The following is a 15113-nucleotide window of genomic DNA, read 5'->3' as shown; positions in this document are numbered from 1 at the left end:
CGTGGACGGCGTCCTCGACACGAGCTGCGCGATGCAGACTCGAGACGAGCACCTCGGGTACGTGGGCGTCGGCCTTCGACCCGTGCGTCACGTACGAACCCTGCCATACCGAGGCAGATCCCCGCGGAACGATTCCAGGCTCACCCGCTCGGATCGAGGTCCCGGGTGCCAACGTGGATAACGCGCTCCTCGGCCACCGGTCGAAGTCGTCGACCCCGCCGCCGACGGCTGACTGATCACCTGTCCCGGCGGTAGGGTCTACCGGGCAGGGTGGGGGGAACCTGCCCCGCCGCTCACCTGCATGATGGCCGAGCGGCTCGCCTCCGCCGACCCCGGCAACGCTAATGCCAGCGCAACCTCGCCTTCATCCGGCAACGCCTCGCCGCGCTCACGGAGACAAACGACCGGCCGTGACGAAGATCCGCGACGGAAGCAACAGCGGCGATCCGTCATGCCAGAAACCATCGACCGGGCGTGAGATCGGCTACCGGGGGGCGGTGACCAACGCATCCGGTGTGCGTCGCTCACGCTGGCTCGACCGCGGCCGGGCCGTCGCCGTCGCGGCCGTAGCGGCGAAGGTCGGTCTGCTGGGGCGAGATACTGGCGCGGCGGCCCGCTCGAGTTCGTTGGTGCCGCGCTGCCACGGGCTCGCCGGGTAGGCGAAGACCACGCCCTGGTCAAACAAAGGGCCAACTGGTCGTGCTGGGCCATTTCAGAGCCATGGCCCCACGTCAGGCGGTGCCTCGGCGACGACGTGGTGCACGGGCAGCCCGTGCTTCGCCCGGACCGTGCGGGGCAGATCCATCCGCAGCCACCGGGACTTCTCCGCCGGCAGGGTGGAGATGACGAACCCGGCGTAGCCGGGGTGCGCCGCGACCTCCTGGTCGATCGCTTCCGCCGGGTCGGCCGCACCGATGCGCACGTCGCTCAGCGGCACGCCCTTCTTCGAGAACAGCGGACGGGCTCGCTCGCCGCGCTTGCGGGCGGTGGCCTCCGCGTCGTGCTCGTCGCCCTTGCGGAACAGCAGGTGACGGACCGGGGTCGCCGGGACGAGCAGCACGAATTCCGCCTCGGCGTCCTGGTCCCGGACGCCGCGCACCACCTTCAGCAGCTCCGGGCTGGTGATGGTCTGGTGGGCGACGACGAGGTAGCGGGCCATGGCGGCCTCCCGTGGACATCGTTGGTCCGGGCCTGGCCGCATGGTCCCACGCGTCACCATGCGGGAAAAGCCAGTGAGTGAGCCGTGCGCGTGCGGCTCGAGGAACTCGCCGGGCAGGTGATCTCGGCCCGGCTGGCCTCACCAGCGTGCGCTCGCGCTCCGGCTCTGTCGACGGGCCCGAGCCGCTGCCGAGCTTCGATCGTGCGCGGGCTTCAGTTCGGGCGGCCAGCGGTGGCGGCCGGCGCCGTCCTGATGGCCGTGGTCCTGATTGCCGCTGCGCTGGTGGCCGCCGTGGCGAGGCTTGCGGCGGACCGCCCGGCTGATGGGTCCTTGCTGGACGTTCAGGCCCACCGCGGTGGTCTAGGCCTGCGACCGGAGAGCAGCCTGGCGGCGTTCACCAACGCGCTGCAGTTGGGCGTCACCACGCTGGATCCCCGTCCCGGGTGCCCGCATCGTCCAGCTCGACGAAGTGTTCGCGCTGGTTCACAAGGTGGGCGCCGGCGGTGACCACGGCGTGCGCTTGAACGTCGAGACCAAGGCCGAGGCCGGCGCCCCCGGCGAGACGGCTCCGCGGGAGCAGTTCGTTCAGCTGACGGTGGACGCGGTACGCCAGGCAGGGCTGATCGAGAACGTGAGCATCCAGAGCTTTGACTGGGGCACGCTCAAGCTGGTACGCGAGATCGAGCCTCGGCTGGTCATCATCGCGTTGGTCGACCCCGGACTGCCATTTCTCCGATGCACGGCGAGCCGCAGACCGGGTCGGTGCTCGACGCGGGGTACCGGCCGTACACGACCGTGGAGATGGTCGACGCCGCACATGCGGCCAAGATGAGTGTCATTCCGTGGACCGTGAACGACATCGCGACTATGCGCCACCTGATCGACCTGCACGTCGACGGGATTATCACCGACTACCCGGACCGGCTGCGGGACCTCCTCCGGGTGCGCGGGGCCGATCTTCCCAGGAGCTTCGCGGCACCGGACTGAATCGCCTCCGCGCCGAGCCGCCCTTGGCCTTCGCCCTGCCGATGACGGTCCTTCAGCATCCGAAGACCGCCCGACGGCCCGCACGCAGGAGTGCACATGCGCACCCTTGGAATCCACGCCCCGCTACCGCGACGACCATGACGGGGTGGCGGACCCGACAGCGGTCCGCATGGCCCCGGCGTGCGGAGGCCGGGTCGATGATCCGCACGATGCCGATCGGACGGCCCTGGGCGAAGGCCGCAAGCGCAACGTGCGTGCGGCCGTCGAGCGCGTTCAGGCTGCGGCGGGTGACAGTCCCATCGACCGTTCGCTGCGGTTGACACGGTCACAGCTGAACTCCCTGGTGGGCGGGTTTGCCGGAGGTGTCGAGCTCAGCGCACCCATATGGGTTTCACGCTCGGTTCGGCAACTCGCCTGCGGCATGCTGTGCGCCATGATGACACCGCCCCTGCTCGGGCGGGCCCGCGAGCGGGACGCGCTGCGCGATTGGCTGGAGGACGCCCGTGGCGGCCACGGGCGACTGGTGCTCTGCGTTGGTGAGGCCGGAATCGGCAAGACCCGCCTGTGCCAGGAGCTGGCAGGGCTCGCCGCCGACGTGCGCCTGGCGTGGGGGCGGTGCGCGGATACCGACGGGGCGCCGGCGTTCTGGCCGTGGCGGGAGGTGCTGCGGAGTGTAGGGGCAACCGATCCAGCTGTGGGTGACGTCGAGTCCCCGCAGGACCGTTTCCGGGCGGTCGACGCCGTCGCGGGCGCAGTTTTGACCGAGGTGGCTCGGCGGCCGCTCATCATTGTGCTGGATGACGTCCACTGGGCCGACGAGCCGTCGTTACTCGTGCTGCGCCACCTCGCCGACCGAGCCCCGAACGCGCCGCTGCTGCTCGTAGTGGCGCTGCGCGAGCCCGAGCCGGGCACCGCCACTGCCCGAGCGCTGGCTGGTTTGGAACGGGCGCCGGCGTGCGAGGAGCTTCACCTGAGCGGGCTCAGCTCGGTGGACGTCGGCCGACAGCTCGACGCCCTCGGCGCGGGAAGTATCGCCGCCGATCAGGTGCACGACGCCACAGGCGGCAACCCGTTCTTCGTCCGGGAGGTCGCCCGCGCTGTCGTCGACGGGACGTGGAAGCCGGGGTGGGCGTCGCGCTCGGTGCGCGACGCCGTCGCCGCCCGGGTGGAGCGACTCGGACCGGACGCGCGCCGGTTGGTCGAGGCCGGCGCCGTGGTCGGGCACCGTTTTCCGCTGGCGGTAGCGGCGCGAATGCTGAGAGTCGACGTGCGGGAGTGCCTCGGGGCGGCCGACGCGGCGGTCGCCTCGGGCCTGCTTGCGCAGGTGGGCGCCGGTGAGCTGCGCTTCGCCCACGCGTTGACCCGCGACGCCGTCCGGGCCGGTGTTCCGACGGAGTTGGCCGTCAGGCTGCACCGCGCCGCGGCCGAGGCACTCGAGGTGCATTGGGCGGGCGAGCTCGACGAGCATCTCGCAGAGCTGGCCTGGCATCGGATGGCGCTCGCGCCCTACGGCGAGGCGGCGCAGGCCCGCCGCTGGGCCGTGCGCGCGGCGGGAGAGTCGGTGCGCCGCCTAGCGTTCGAGGAGGGCGTGCGGCTGTACCGGGCGGCGCTGGAGGTGCCCGCTCCGTGGCCCGACGACGCTGCGGCGTGCCGAACCCATCTCGCGCTCGGCCGCGCCGGTTACCTCGCCGGAGACCTCGGTACCGCTCGGTCGGCCGCAGTCGCCGCCGCCGGGCTGGCCCGGACCGCCGCACTGCCCGACCTGCTCGCCGAGGCCGCGCTGGTGCTCGAACCCGTCCCCGACCCGACGACGAATGCCGTGGTCACCGCGCTGTGCGAGGAGGCGCTGGCCGCGGAGCCGGTGGACGCCGCGTTGCGGGCGCGCCTGATGGCGCAGCGCAGCCAGCTCGCGTTCTACGGGGGTGACCGCGAGCTGACCGACGACATGAGCGCCGCGGCGCTCAAGCTAGCCCGCACGGCCGGCGACGACCGTTCGCTGGTCGCGGCGCTACGCGCCCGCCACGACGCCGTCCCCGGATCGCAGCGGCGCCGGGAGCGGCTCGCGCTCGCCGCGGAGATGCTCGCCGCGGCCAACCGGACCGGCGACGCCCGCCCAGCGATGTGGGGCCGGCTGTGGCGGATCGACGCACTCGTGGAGGACGGACGGCTCGCCGACGCGGCCGACGAGCTGGGCCCGCTCGCCGCGGCGGTCGAGCGCGTCGGAGGCCCGGTGAGCGCGTGGCACCGCGACCGGGCGCGCGGGTGCGTCGCCCAGGCCCGGGGTCGCTTCGCCGAGGCGCGCGAGGCCGCGACCCGCGCATACGAGCGGATGCGACTGATCGAACCGTCGCCCGCAACCGGCGCACAACTCGGAGCGCAGTGGGCCCTGGCTCGCCACGTCGGGACGTCCGAGGAGGGCCTGCACCTGGCCCGTGCGTGGGTCGAGCCGCCGCCCCGCTTCCGCACCATGGGCCGGATCTCTCGCGCGTTCCTGCTGTTGCGCGCGGGCCACCCGGACGAGGCCGGCGTCCAGTTCCGCCAGGCCGGACCGCCCGAGGCGTGGTCGTGGCCGGTGTTCTTCACCGCACCCGGCTCGGTGCTGGCCACGCTCGTCGCGATCGACCTCGACCGGGCCGACGAGCTCCGCACCGCGCTGGCCACGCTGGAGGCGTTCCGCGGTGAACACGTCGTCGGCACCGGGGTGAGCTACTGCGGCCCGGCCGAGCTGACGCTCGGGCTCGGCGCCCTCGCCCAGGGCCGGCTCGACGACGCCGTTGCCGACCTGGAGAGCGCGGTCCGGCGCTGCGATGCCGCCGGAGCGCCGGCGTTCCTCGCCGAGGCCTCCCACCATCTGGCCGCCGCGCTGGCGGCCCGCGGCGCACCGGGGGACCAGGACCGCGCCCGCCGCCTCGCGGCCGAGGCCGACCGGCTGGTTCGCGCCCTCGGGATGACCGCCTACACCGCCGCCTCGACAGAGCTGCTGCACCGCCTCGGTCCGGGCGACGGGGGCCTGTCCGCCCGCGAGGCCGAGGTGGCGCGGCTCGTCGCCGACGGCCTGACCAACCGACAGATCGCCGCCCGGCTGGTGATCTCCGATCGGACGGCGGGCAACCACGTCGCGCACATCCTCACCAAACTTGGGTTCACCTCCCGCAGTCAGATCGCGGCCTGGTGCGCGGCCAGGATGAGTCGGCCGGTGAGCGATCCGACTCATGCCCGGCGGCCCGCGGCTCCTTAACGTCCTGGTCCGCGGCACACCGCCGCTGAGCTGAGGAGGCCACCATGACCTACGTGACCGTCGTCGACGACTCACCCGCCCGGACCGTCGAGAACCTCGACAAGCTGATGACCGACATCCTGCCGGAGCCGGACGGGCTCACCGCCCGCTACGCCGGAATGGTCGACGGCAAGCTGTGCATCGTCGCGATCTGGGACTCCCGGGAGTACGCCCAGGCGTTCATGAGCGAGCGGCTCGGCCCGGGGCTGCGCCAGCTGCTCGGCCAGGCCCCCGCCAATCCGCCGCGAAGCCTGGGCGTTGAGGTCGAGCACACCTACGTGCGGTAGTTCGACGCGCCCGGGCGGGTGGCGAAGGGGGGCGAGCCCCTCGAAGTCGCCGGCCTGGGTAACCGCACAACTCTTGTCGTCGTCCCCCTCTTCGCCAGGGCAATACGTAGTAAGAGCGACCGGCAATTGATTGCCAGCGGAGACGCGTCACCGCAGCTGGGCAATCGTCGATCACACGATCGAGCACATCGTCGTCGCCCAATGCCGCTCGAAGACCAGGACTGGGTCGTACAGCTCGTACTCGTCGTGGATCTCTCGGTCGCGGGCGGCCTCGATCTGCTCCGCCTGGTGGCTTCCAGCCATTCCTCGCGTCACAAACGGTGTCATGGGGGTAGCCCGCCCGGCAATGATCTGGCGCAGGTGCGGCGACGACTGGTCCGGCGCAACCGTGTTGTAGGCCGAGCTCGGTGACTCGATCTGCATCGGCGAGTACGCGCGCCGGGCGGGGCGGGCTGTTCTCCCACAACCGCTACGCGTCGGTTGACGCGGGGTTGTTCACGGCGGTCAACTCGACCGGCGTGTTCATAGCGCCCCGCGCACCGCCTCGTTGCGCGGAGTCAGGGGCCTCCAGCGGCTCGCGACGCAGGACGAACATCAACGGCGTCTGCAGGCCGCGCAGGTCCATGGCGCCGAGCACCGTGTTGTTGTCGACCTTGCGGAAGACGTCGTTGATCGGAAGGGCGTCGTAGCACATGGTGGCGGTGACCACCCCGCGATAGGCGGTCAGCCGGAGCCGAGCCGTCGGCTTTCCAGTGGCGAGCAGCGGGCGGAGCACGCAAAACAGGCGCGGAACGAACGGCGCACGCACCAGCCACGGGTAGCGGATCAGCACGCCGATCGGCACGAACGCCGGGTTGAGCGACATCATCCGTCCCGGACTCGCGATGAACACGAGGGGGTGGCCATGGTCGGGGCCGTCGAAGCGCTTCCCGTACCAGCCGAACCTCCCGAGCAGACCATCGAAGGGGTTGCCCGTCGGCAAGTCCTCCCCCTGCCACGACCCGATCATCTCCTCCAGGCCGACCGGTTCGAGGGCGTCGTAGAAGGCCAGCGCCGCCTCGATCGTCGTCCCACGTTGGAGCTCGCGCAGGCGGGCCTGGCCCGCCGGTAGCCGTTGTCCGGGTGTGAGGGTCACGTGTGCTCCCCCTTCTCGCGGAGCTGGTGCACAGGCGGCGTCGCCTCGACCGAGCTGGCGGCTCATCGTAGGAAGGCGATGGGCCACAGCATCGCCGAGCTGCTGGTTGCGCTCGTCGACATCTCCCTGGTACCCCGGCCCGAGCGAGTCAAGGACGAGACACCACGGCTGGATCCCGCAGATCGAGCGCTGCGGCAGCGGCCCGCAACGGCGGCGGCCAGGATCCGGGTACTCATTTTCGTGTCGCGGGAGAAACGAGGCCCCAGAAGTGGCAGGAGCACGAACACCGCCGCCCGATCGTCGCGAGCCCATCGGGCTGAGTGGTCGGGTGGCTGATGCGGCCATGGCCGCAGAACCGGTGTTCGTCCCGCGAGCCGGCCAGGTCGACTACACCCACATCCGCTATGCACCGGTACTAGACGCGGTCGTCGTGTGCCGAGGCAAGGTTCTCCTGCTGCAGCGCAGCGGCGGTATGCGCAGCTACCCGAACCACTGGTGCGGCATCTCCGGCTACCTCGACGATCACCGATCGGTGGAGGACAAGGCCCGCCAGGAGATGCTCGAGGAGGTCGGCATCACCGCCGACCGGATCCTCAGCATGCAGCGGGGAACGGTCCTGCTGCAGGAGGCGCCGGACTACGGCAAGAGCTGGCTGGTCGTGCCGATACTCGTGCGAGTGGATGACAGGCGCTACCAGCTGGACTGGGAATCGCAGGCGGCCGACTGGTTCACCATGGCCGAGGCGATGGAGTTGCCCTTGTTGCCCGGCTTCGACGCGGTCATTACCCAGTACCGTGACGTCGTCGATCGGGGCTGAGCGTCCGTCTCAGTCGACGCCACCTACTGGCACGCTCGAGCGAGCCGTGACCCCGTCGAAGTCGCGGAAGCGACATCGAGCCGCGTAAGCCGAGCCGCCTGCTCGCTTCGTGATCGAATACTGCCATGTGTCCCCATGGTCAACGGTGGTCGCGCCATCGTGATCCATAGTGCGATCCAGTTTCCGTGGGATTGGATCACAAAGAAGGCCGCGACAGGCAGACCACCGCATTCTACCTGCGGTTTTGTGCGGCGGGTGGGGCTCGAACCCACGACCTGACGGATCCCACGTCCGCTGCTCAGCTGAGTTCGGCGGAGGTCTGCAGTCCTATATTGCGGCCTGTCAAGCAGGTCGTGCGTGATCATGCGAACCGATTGTGGTTCCCGGTGATCGGGCGTAAGCGTGGGGCTTTTCGTGGGCTTGGCTGCTATCGATCTGGCAGCCCTGCGGCGGCGAGGCGATCAGCCTGAGTCGACCTTGATCTGGTCGCCGGGATGGACGGCATAGGTGGCGCGCAGGAGTGGCCTGGCGCCCCCTTCAGTGCCCCTTCCCCGTGCTCGGGCTCGAGCTCATTCAGCGACAGCGGCGATTAACGATCAAGCCAGCACCGCGCCCATCGCAGTCGAGGCCGGTTGTGCTCCGCGTCGGCGGACGCGCACCATCACCACATCCGCACCGAGCCAGAGAGGTATTGGCATTGTCCAGCGTCGGCTTCCCCCGACGCTGGACGCGACCGGGGGCGGGACACGGTGGACAACCGGGACGCGGGGCAGGACGACCGAGCGGTGGCGGTGCGGGAGGCGGTCATCGCCAACCGGGACACGATCAACGCCACCTTACGGGCGGGTGGCGAAGGATGTGGTGCTGCCTGGCCGCGCTGGCGGTGTACCCCGCACCGTGTCCCTTTGGGCATTCAGCAGGACGACGGCGGACCTGAACGACGAGCAACGCCGCCAGTTCGTGGCGGCTTGCGAGGGGGGCCGACCTGCAGTTCGGTACACCACGCGTCCTCCCGCCGCTGGGAGATCGGCCAGCCCGAGGTCGGCGCTCGGCGCGGCGCCCGGGGTGCGCGACACCGCGCTCTCGACGCTGACAGGGCGTAACGAGTCAGGTGCCGTCTCCGCTGCGAGACGAAGGTGCTGACCATCGATGCCGCGGTGGGCAGCCCCCTGTTCAGCTCGCCGCTGTTCCTCCCGCGATGTAGGAGCCCGCGGACACACGCTGGGAGTTCGCTGGAGGATGGGGCTGCGGCAGCGCCCCGGTGTGTGGCAGGGTGCTGCTCAGCTCCCCGTGAAGGTGCGATGCGAGGAGCGACCATGCCCACAGACCCCGAGCCGCAGCAGCCGGACCGCGACAACGCCGATCGGGCACTCATCCGTCGCGCCGCCACCTGGCTCCGCGACAACCCCGATCAGGCCGCGGGCATCGGCATCGCCAACCCCACCGACGCCCGTGCGCTCGCCGCCGTGCTCGACATCCTCGCCGTCGAGGTGCCGCACCTCGACGCAGACCTCCGCCGCCAGACCGTCCAGAACTGCCGAGACATGCTCGGCGAAACCCTGATCAGGTCGGCGGGCGCGGCAGGGCCCGACCCGACGACCGCTCGGATGTAAGGCGAGTGGTTCGTGGCGACTCCCGCCTCTATCAGCAACAAGAGCAGCGCGCCCAATGTCACCGTCCCCGCAGACGTGTTCGAGTTGGCTGCAGTTGGCCCCGCGAATGGCTCATGCCCAGCGGGCCTCCACCGCTGACCGAGACACTTCGCGCACACCTGCGAGGCCGCGTGTCAACGGATCCTGAAAATTGACCCCTTTGGGGTCTGCGGGTTCCAGGGGTCAGATTCAGGATCCGTCGACAGCCGCGCCTGTCCGGACTGGGATATGGACCACCCGAGGGACCCGGGGTGACGCTGGCACATGTTCGCCTGCGCCGTACCGGCCGGGCGCCTGAGCCACCCGCGGTTCTCACGACGCCGACCGCGAGCTGGCCCGACCGGCCTGCCCGCTGAGCCGCCTGGCTCGCGAGACAGGGCCAACGGCCGCCTCGGCTGACGGGGCGGAGCGACCCGCGCGCCGTCCATGACGGCCACTTCGGCCATTCCGAGCTGCGCGCGTTGATCGTGGGGAGCGATAGCTGCCGGCGGCCCCAACGAAGAACCGCAGTGACCTACCAGCAACGCCGCTATATCGGTGGTGGTCGAGACCCTCGCGGATCACGGTCACCGCTACAAGCAGGTTGCGGCGTGAGGCTACGACGTGCCGGCGTGCAGCGCCGCCACCGATATGGGTTTTCAGACCGGCTGAGCGCCGCTAACCTCCAGCCGTGCTGCTCGACGGGCTCAATCATGCCGCGCTCCTCACACAGGACACAGACCGGCTACACGCCTTCTACACCGAGGTCTTCGAGGCCACCGTCGCGCACGACCAGCGGCAGGAGCAGCTCCGGTTCTCGATCGTCGACGTCGGACCGCACACCGAGCTCAACGTCTTCGAACTCCACGGCGGCCATCTTGTACCACCACAGGTGCCGATGTTCGGCCGCGGCCGACTGGACCACATCGGGTTTCAAGCGGCCTCCCTGGAGGCGTTCGAGGAGATCCGCCAGCGGCTGCTCGCACGAGGGGCGTGCGACGAGTTCGTCACCGACTTTGGTCCCGTCCTCAGCCTCTTCTTCCGCGACCCCGACGGACTGGAAGCGGAGGTCTGCGTCCCCAATCCGGACGCCACGCCCGGAGTGTTCAACCCGCCAGGCACTCCGGCCGCTCGATACATGCAGGGCTGACGCGGCTTCCTGGCAGAGCAAGCTCCAGCCTGCGACTCGCGCCGTCGAACTCACGACAGCGAGCTACCGCCCATAAGGCGGTCCGTCGTCGTTGACACCGATTACACCAGTGTCTTTCGCTCGCACCTCCGACCACACGAGCATCGCCGCCCACACTGGTAGAGGGTTCTTCGCGTCATGACCCGTGTCATGAACGATCTTCCTGCTGGTGCCGACCTTTTCCGCGGGCAGGCCGGGGCCGCGTCCGGGGAACCTGATCCCAGGCCATCCTGATCATCTGGCTGGTCCGACGCCTGTCGCGAACCCCCACTCCGCCACCAGCGGCCGGCCTGACCGCTACGCATATCGGGCCGATCACCGCTACCGTCGCGCCATGCCCACCGGATTGGTTGGCGATGTCATCTGGCCCGCCGACGACAGATACGACTCATCCCGCGTCGTGTTCAACGCGATGATCGACCGCCGACCGCTGGCCGTCTTGCGCTGCCACGACCCGTCCGACGTCCAGCGCGGGATCGCCTACGCCCGCCACCACGACCTGCCCCTGTCGGTCAAGGGCGGCGGACACAACGTCGCCGGCAACGCGGTATGCGACGACGGCCTGGTCCTGGACCTGTCCCCGATGAAGACCGCGCTGGTCGACGCCGCCAAGCGCACCGCCCGCGCGGGAGCAGGCCTGCTGCTCGGCGAGCTTGACCGGAGCACGCAGGAGCACGGGCTCGCCACCCCGCTCGGCGTCGTCTCCCTCACCGGAATCGCCGGGCTCACCCTCGGCGGTGGACTCGGCTGGCTCAATCGTAAGCACGGTCTGGCCTGTGACAACCTCGTCGGCGCTGAAGTGGTCACCGCCGACGGCGCCGTCCTGCACGCCAACACAGACACCCACCCAGACCTGTTTTGGGCGCTCCGCGGGGGCGGCGGCAACTTCGGGGTGGTCACCGAGTTCGAGTACCGGCTCCACTCAGTAGGTCCGGTACTGGCCGGCGCGGTGAGCCACCCACTGCAGGCAGCCCCCGAATTCCTCAAGCTCCACGACGAGCTGGTCGCCTCCGCCCCCGACGAACTCTCCACCGCCGTCTCGCTCGCCCTCGACCCGGCGGGCGAACCGGTGATCACCGTCGCACTGTGCTGGTGCGGGCCACACGACGACGGGAACAAGGTCCTGGAACCACTCATGTCGCACGGCCGACCGATTTTCAGCCAGATCGGGCCCGTGCCGTACACCGACTGGCAGCGTGGCCCGGACTCGGGCTTCCCACCGGGCCGACTGCACTACTGGAAGGCCGGCTGGCTGCGCGACCTCACCGACGCCGCGATCACGACACTGCTGGACTGTCTACAGACGATGCCGTCCTCGTTCAGCGGTATCGGGCTGCAACACATGGGTGGTGCCGCAGCCAGGATCGCTTCGGCAGCCACCGCATTCGCTCACCGGGCCGAGCAGTACGACATGTTGATCCTGTCGCAGTGGGCTGGTCCCGCCGACTCCGAGCGAAACATCGCCTGGACCCGGGACACGTTCGCGGCGATGGAGCCCCACCTGGCCGACGCGGTGTACGTCAACAACCTGGGCGACGAAGGCCAAACCCGTGTCCAGGCCGCCTACGGGGCGAACTACGAGCGGCTCGCCGAGGTAAAACGCAGGTACGACCCCGACAACCTTCTCCGCATCAACCAGAACGTGGCTCCCGCACCTGCTTGACCACCACTCGCAGAAGGCCCCGATCGAAACATCACTACTTCAGAACCAGCGGATTAAAAGATCGCTGCTCGGACCCAGCTGGTGCGTCTAGCCCCGGCCTACCTGCCGTCACCGCTGCCTGGGCTGCACTCGTTGCACCACGGAGACAGGTCTTCAATGACAGATCCATTGACAACCGGTCCACAGTAGATGATCCCCGGCACCCGTGGGTCCCGCCCCACACTGGAGCTCCTGGACGGCGGATGGCCCGCGACTTCATTAGACCGTCGGCGACGCCTCCCCTCGGGGCTACGACGCTTGGCGGATGTAGTGTTCCCGATCGGCCAGCGCGCGGCCTGCGGCGGTGATAGCGAGGTCGAGCGCGATGCGGGCGTCGCGCAGCTGGTCCGCGGACTTTCGCGCACCGGTGTCGTTGACGCCCTGGGCGGCCGCAGTGGCCACGGCGTCTTCGAGCGCGCGAAGCAGCGGTGCCGTTGCCCGATGGACCAGTCCGGCCGTGCTCGTCGCGAAGTCGCGTGGCTCGGCCCAACCGGGCACCCGGGTGTAGGGCTCGGAGTCGGTGCCGATCCGGGTGGCGCGCGGCAGCGGTATGACGGTCATGGTCCTCACCTAGCATGCGGATCGCAGGGTCGCGGGATCATCCGGTTCAGTCGGACAACCAAGATGATCCGGTTCCCCGCGCGACGCACACAGCCTGCTGTCCCTACACGGACGCTGGTGTTAACCCCCCGGCGGTTGCGCCCCGGGTACCAGCCAGGCCAAGTCAACAGGAGGCGTCCACCATGTCGAACCGAGATTCGGCGTGTTCGTCGACGTAACATCGCGGACAGGTCACGCGACGGTAACAATCGACCGGGTGCGCGAAGCGTCCCCTCCCGCTTCAACCCTCGGTCCGGCCCGAAGCGTGTCGGATGAAGGGCCCGCCCCGCCTCGGGATCATCGAGGCGGGGCGGGTGTGGCGTCAGCCCCGGTGTCCGAGACCTCCGAAACCCCCTCGTGGCGACGTCCCCTTCATCGTCAGGTTAGGTTGACCGTTCCAGCACCGTTCCGTAGCTCGTCAAGATTGATGGCCGGTAGGCCAAGACCGACGGAGCGCACGCTCCCTGGCCAGCACGTTCCACTCGCCCATGCCACCGTCCACCTCGCGGCGCTGTGAGACAGCAGATTCACCGGGGCGCCGTCGGCAAAACCTTGAGGTCCGCGCGCGCTCGACCACGTCGCCCGCAGCTCGCGGGGCTGTCTGACGAGTTCGACGTCGTCGCCTGGGACGCACCGGCATACGCCGAGGCCAGCACCAGCGATCGGAGAGCTGGAGTTGACCGACCGACCGCCGGTCACCGACCCGACGACACGGCGGCCGGGCTCTGCGACCCGATCAGGTCACCGCGGCGCGCTGCAGGTCGGCAAGGTCGATCCACTCCAGGCTTCTCGCGTGGGTAGCTGCCAGCAACACTGGCGGCGCCACCCCCGCCCGGTGCGCCTGCGCCCACCGGCTCGCGCACAAACACCAGCGATCACCCGGGCGCAACCCCGGGAAGCCGAACTCCGGACGCGGCGTCACCAAGTCATTACCGACCCCCACACTGAACCGCAGGAACTCCTCGGTCACCACCGCGCAGACGGTGTGCACCCCGGCGTCATCGGTATCGGTGTCGCAGCAGCCGTCGCGACGGAACCCCGTCATCGGGTCGGTACCGCAGCTCTCCAGCTCGCCACCCAGCACATTTCTTGCCACGTACCGATGGTGACATCACGACGGCACCACCGGCGCGCCGACGAGCAGCCAGCTGCATAGGCACAGCCTCGGAGGTGCGGGATCTGCAGGCCGAGGGGTTGACGGCGTAGTCACCTTTTGGGCGATCGTTCGCCACCCCCTCCGCGTAGGTCCACCGCGGGCCAGACGGGCTGGGCGAGGTCGGTGATGATCCGGTCGATCTCGGTGCGGGTGAACCCGGCGAGCTGCTGCTGATCGGCGTGCGCGGCGGGGTCGGTCTCCTCGAGGTCGCCGATCAAAACGATGTTCTCGTCGTTCAGAGTGGTCGAAGGTCCGGTGTAGTTGAAGCTGCCCACGATGATCAGCTGGTCGTCGACGGCCATCAGCTTATGGTGGATCTTTCGCACCCCTGGCCGGGGTGATGGCCAACGCCCGCACCCAGTTGGTGTGGGCGGTGAGGGTGTGCAAGGGCTGCCCGGTGCGGGCGTTCCAGATCCGGACCGTCCCGTCATCGAGAGCGCCTGCGGAGGCCGTGCGTTCGAGGCCTTGACCACTTCGCTGCCAGGAAAGCAGCAGCCGTTGTCTTTAAGCAGCGCGGCGCACCGGCGCGACGATCAGGTGACCGTGTCGCGGAGGAACGTCCGAACAGCACCGTTGAACTCGTCCGAAGCCTCGAGGTTGCACAGGTGCCCCACCCTCGGGAGGACTACGAGCCGGGCACCGTCGATCGCTGCCTCCAGGTCCCGAGCCACGGAAAGCGGCGCGCGCACGTCCTGCTCGCCGTAGACGAGCAGCGTCGGAACGCAGACCCGGGGCAGCACGTAGCGGAGGTGCTCAGCCGCCGCGCGGGCAAGCGCACGGAAGCCGACCGGATGAAACTCGAGCATGCTCAGGCGGAACGCCGCGACCGTATCTACTGACGTTGCCGGAGAGAACATCGTCGGAAGCAGCGCATCGACGAACTCATCAGGAGACAGATCGGCAAGCACGAGTGCTTGGCGCAACCGCGCCTCGGCGACGTCGGCCGATAAAGAGCCGCCCCAACCGGCGTAGGCAGACGCCAGCACCAGCGCCCGTGCAACGGCGACATGCCGGTCCTGAAACGCGAGCGCGAGGCTGCCCCCGAATGGAATGTTCCCGATTTTATTGACATCGGTTTAGGCTGCCAGGTCGGTGAGTTTTCTGAATCCTAGCTCGTATTCGACTGGTGTCAAGTAGTCGAGAGTGGAGTGCCGCCGGCGGCGGTTGTAGTAG

The 15113-nt window shown here is 69.5% G+C and carries 15 protein-coding genes and 1 pseudogene; 7 read left to right on the top strand and 9 right to left on the bottom strand.

Going from position 1 to position 15113, the window contains the following annotated elements; all coding sequences use genetic code 11:
- Positions 1–622: 622 nt before the first annotated feature.
- A pseudogene (locus RM445_RS32795) lies at positions 623–744 on the bottom strand (IS30 family transposase); the annotation flags it as partial.
- Entirely contained in the window at positions 713–1159 is a 447-nt protein-coding gene (locus tag RM445_RS31060) for a hypothetical protein (RefSeq protein ID WP_311560440.1), read from the bottom strand. The gene RM445_RS31060 and the pseudogene RM445_RS32795, both read right to left, overlap by 32 nt.
- Positions 1160–1894: 735 nt before the next feature.
- Between RM445_RS31060 and RM445_RS31055 the strand changes: the two genes are divergently transcribed.
- The 3 genes from RM445_RS31055 to RM445_RS31045 all read left to right on the top strand — a co-directional run bounded on the left by RM445_RS31055 (position 1895) and on the right by RM445_RS31045 (position 5710).
- Complete coding sequence (locus RM445_RS31055) at positions 1895–2146, top strand: glycerophosphodiester phosphodiesterase (protein ID WP_311560439.1); 252 nt, start codon at positions 1895–1897, stop codon at positions 2144–2146.
- A 433-nt stretch (positions 2147–2579) separates the two neighbouring features.
- Positions 2580–5384: an ATP-binding protein gene (locus RM445_RS31050; RefSeq protein WP_311560438.1), complete on the top strand. Its 2805-nt coding sequence runs from the start codon at positions 2580–2582 to the stop codon at positions 5382–5384.
- 44 nt (positions 5385–5428) lie between these two features.
- The gene (locus RM445_RS31045) at positions 5429–5710 is read left to right on the top strand and encodes a hypothetical protein (RefSeq protein ID WP_311560437.1); all 282 of its coding nucleotides are present in this window, start codon (positions 5429–5431) and stop codon (positions 5708–5710) included.
- A gap of 171 nt (positions 5711–5881) precedes the next feature.
- Here RM445_RS31045 and RM445_RS31040 read toward each other — a convergent pair whose 3' ends face one another.
- Both RM445_RS31040 and RM445_RS31035 read right to left on the bottom strand, forming a co-directional pair.
- Positions 5882–6013, bottom strand: coding sequence for a hypothetical protein (locus RM445_RS31040; protein WP_311560436.1), 132 nt, complete (start codon positions 6011–6013; stop codon positions 5882–5884).
- A 166-nt stretch (positions 6014–6179) separates the two neighbouring features.
- Entirely contained in the window at positions 6180–6845 is a 666-nt protein-coding gene (locus tag RM445_RS31035; protein WP_311560435.1) for a DUF4334 domain-containing protein, read from the bottom strand.
- A gap of 343 nt (positions 6846–7188) precedes the next feature.
- Here RM445_RS31035 and RM445_RS31030 point away from each other — a divergent pair, with 343 nt between their 5' ends.
- From RM445_RS31030 to RM445_RS31015, 4 genes are all read left to right on the top strand, one after another.
- The gene (locus tag RM445_RS31030) at positions 7189–7662 is read left to right on the top strand and encodes an NUDIX domain-containing protein (protein WP_311560434.1); all 474 of its coding nucleotides are present in this window, start codon (positions 7189–7191) and stop codon (positions 7660–7662) included.
- A gap of 1316 nt (positions 7663–8978) precedes the next feature.
- Positions 8979–9275: a hypothetical protein gene (locus tag RM445_RS31025; RefSeq protein ID WP_311560433.1), complete on the top strand. Its 297-nt coding sequence runs from the start codon at positions 8979–8981 to the stop codon at positions 9273–9275.
- A 709-nt stretch (positions 9276–9984) separates the two neighbouring features.
- Positions 9985–10443 (top strand): VOC family protein, encoded by a 459-nt coding sequence (locus RM445_RS31020; protein ID WP_311560432.1) that lies wholly within the window; start codon positions 9985–9987, stop codon positions 10441–10443.
- A 373-nt stretch (positions 10444–10816) separates the two neighbouring features.
- Entirely contained in the window at positions 10817–12145 is a 1329-nt protein-coding gene (locus tag RM445_RS31015) for an FAD-binding oxidoreductase (protein WP_311560431.1), read from the top strand.
- A 288-nt stretch (positions 12146–12433) separates the two neighbouring features.
- On the opposite strand, the gene RM445_RS31010 is transcribed toward RM445_RS31015, so the two are convergent.
- The 5 genes from RM445_RS31010 to RM445_RS32665 all read right to left on the bottom strand — a co-directional run.
- Positions 12434–12745, bottom strand: a complete 312-nt coding sequence (locus tag RM445_RS31010; RefSeq protein WP_311560430.1) for a hypothetical protein — start codon at positions 12743–12745, stop codon at positions 12434–12436.
- A gap of 775 nt (positions 12746–13520) precedes the next feature.
- Positions 13521–13880: a DUF2237 family protein gene (locus RM445_RS31005; RefSeq protein ID WP_397469445.1), complete on the bottom strand. Its 360-nt coding sequence runs from the start codon at positions 13878–13880 to the stop codon at positions 13521–13523.
- Positions 13881–13990: 110 nt separating this feature from the next.
- The gene (locus RM445_RS31000; RefSeq protein WP_311560429.1) at positions 13991–14371 is read right to left on the bottom strand and encodes a phospholipase D-like domain-containing protein; all 381 of its coding nucleotides are present in this window, start codon (positions 14369–14371) and stop codon (positions 13991–13993) included.
- Positions 14372–14473: 102 nt separating this feature from the next.
- Positions 14474–14992, bottom strand: coding sequence for an alpha/beta fold hydrolase (locus tag RM445_RS30995; protein ID WP_397469446.1), 519 nt, complete (start codon positions 14990–14992; stop codon positions 14474–14476).
- 24 nt (positions 14993–15016) lie between these two features.
- A partial coding sequence (locus RM445_RS32665) for an IS3 family transposase (RefSeq protein WP_397469430.1) occupies positions 15017–15113 on the bottom strand: 97 nt, incomplete at its 5' end.

Origin of the sequence: Pseudonocardia charpentierae (assembly GCF_031845345.1) — a bacterium.
GTDB classification, from domain to species: Bacteria; Actinomycetota; Actinomycetes; order Mycobacteriales; family Pseudonocardiaceae; genus Pseudonocardia; species Pseudonocardia charpentierae.
The sequence above is the reverse complement of the archived record's forward strand: the minus strand, read 5'-3'. Positions and strand labels throughout refer to the sequence as shown.

What these genes read in the sequence shown, in the direction of transcription:
- RM445_RS31025 (WP_311560433.1), top strand. Translation starts at nt 8,979, where the DNA reads ATGCCCACAGACCCCGAGCCGCAGCAGCCGGACCGCGACAACGCCGAT.
- RM445_RS31060 (WP_311560440.1), bottom strand. Translation starts at nt 1,159, where the DNA reads ATGGCCCGCTACCTCGTCGTCGCCCACCAGACCATCACCAGCCCGGAG.
- RM445_RS31030 (WP_311560434.1), top strand. Translation starts at nt 7,189, where the DNA reads ATGGCCGCAGAACCGGTGTTCGTCCCGCGAGCCGGCCAGGTCGACTAC.
- RM445_RS31055 (WP_311560439.1), top strand. Translation starts at nt 1,895, where the DNA reads ATGCACGGCGAGCCGCAGACCGGGTCGGTGCTCGACGCGGGGTACCGG.
- RM445_RS31015 (WP_311560431.1), top strand. Translation starts at nt 10,817, where the DNA reads ATGCCCACCGGATTGGTTGGCGATGTCATCTGGCCCGCCGACGACAGA.
- RM445_RS31050 (WP_311560438.1), top strand. Translation starts at nt 2,580, where the DNA reads ATGATGACACCGCCCCTGCTCGGGCGGGCCCGCGAGCGGGACGCGCTG.
- RM445_RS31045 (WP_311560437.1), top strand. Translation starts at nt 5,429, where the DNA reads ATGACCTACGTGACCGTCGTCGACGACTCACCCGCCCGGACCGTCGAG.
- RM445_RS31010 (WP_311560430.1), bottom strand. Translation starts at nt 12,745, where the DNA reads ATGACCGTCATACCGCTGCCGCGCGCCACCCGGATCGGCACCGACTCC.
- RM445_RS31040 (WP_311560436.1), bottom strand. Translation starts at nt 6,013, where the DNA reads ATGGCTGGAAGCCACCAGGCGGAGCAGATCGAGGCCGCCCGCGACCGA.
- RM445_RS31000 (WP_311560429.1), bottom strand. Translation starts at nt 14,371, where the DNA reads ATGACGGGACGGTCCGGATCTGGAACGCCCGCACCGGGCAGCCCTTGC.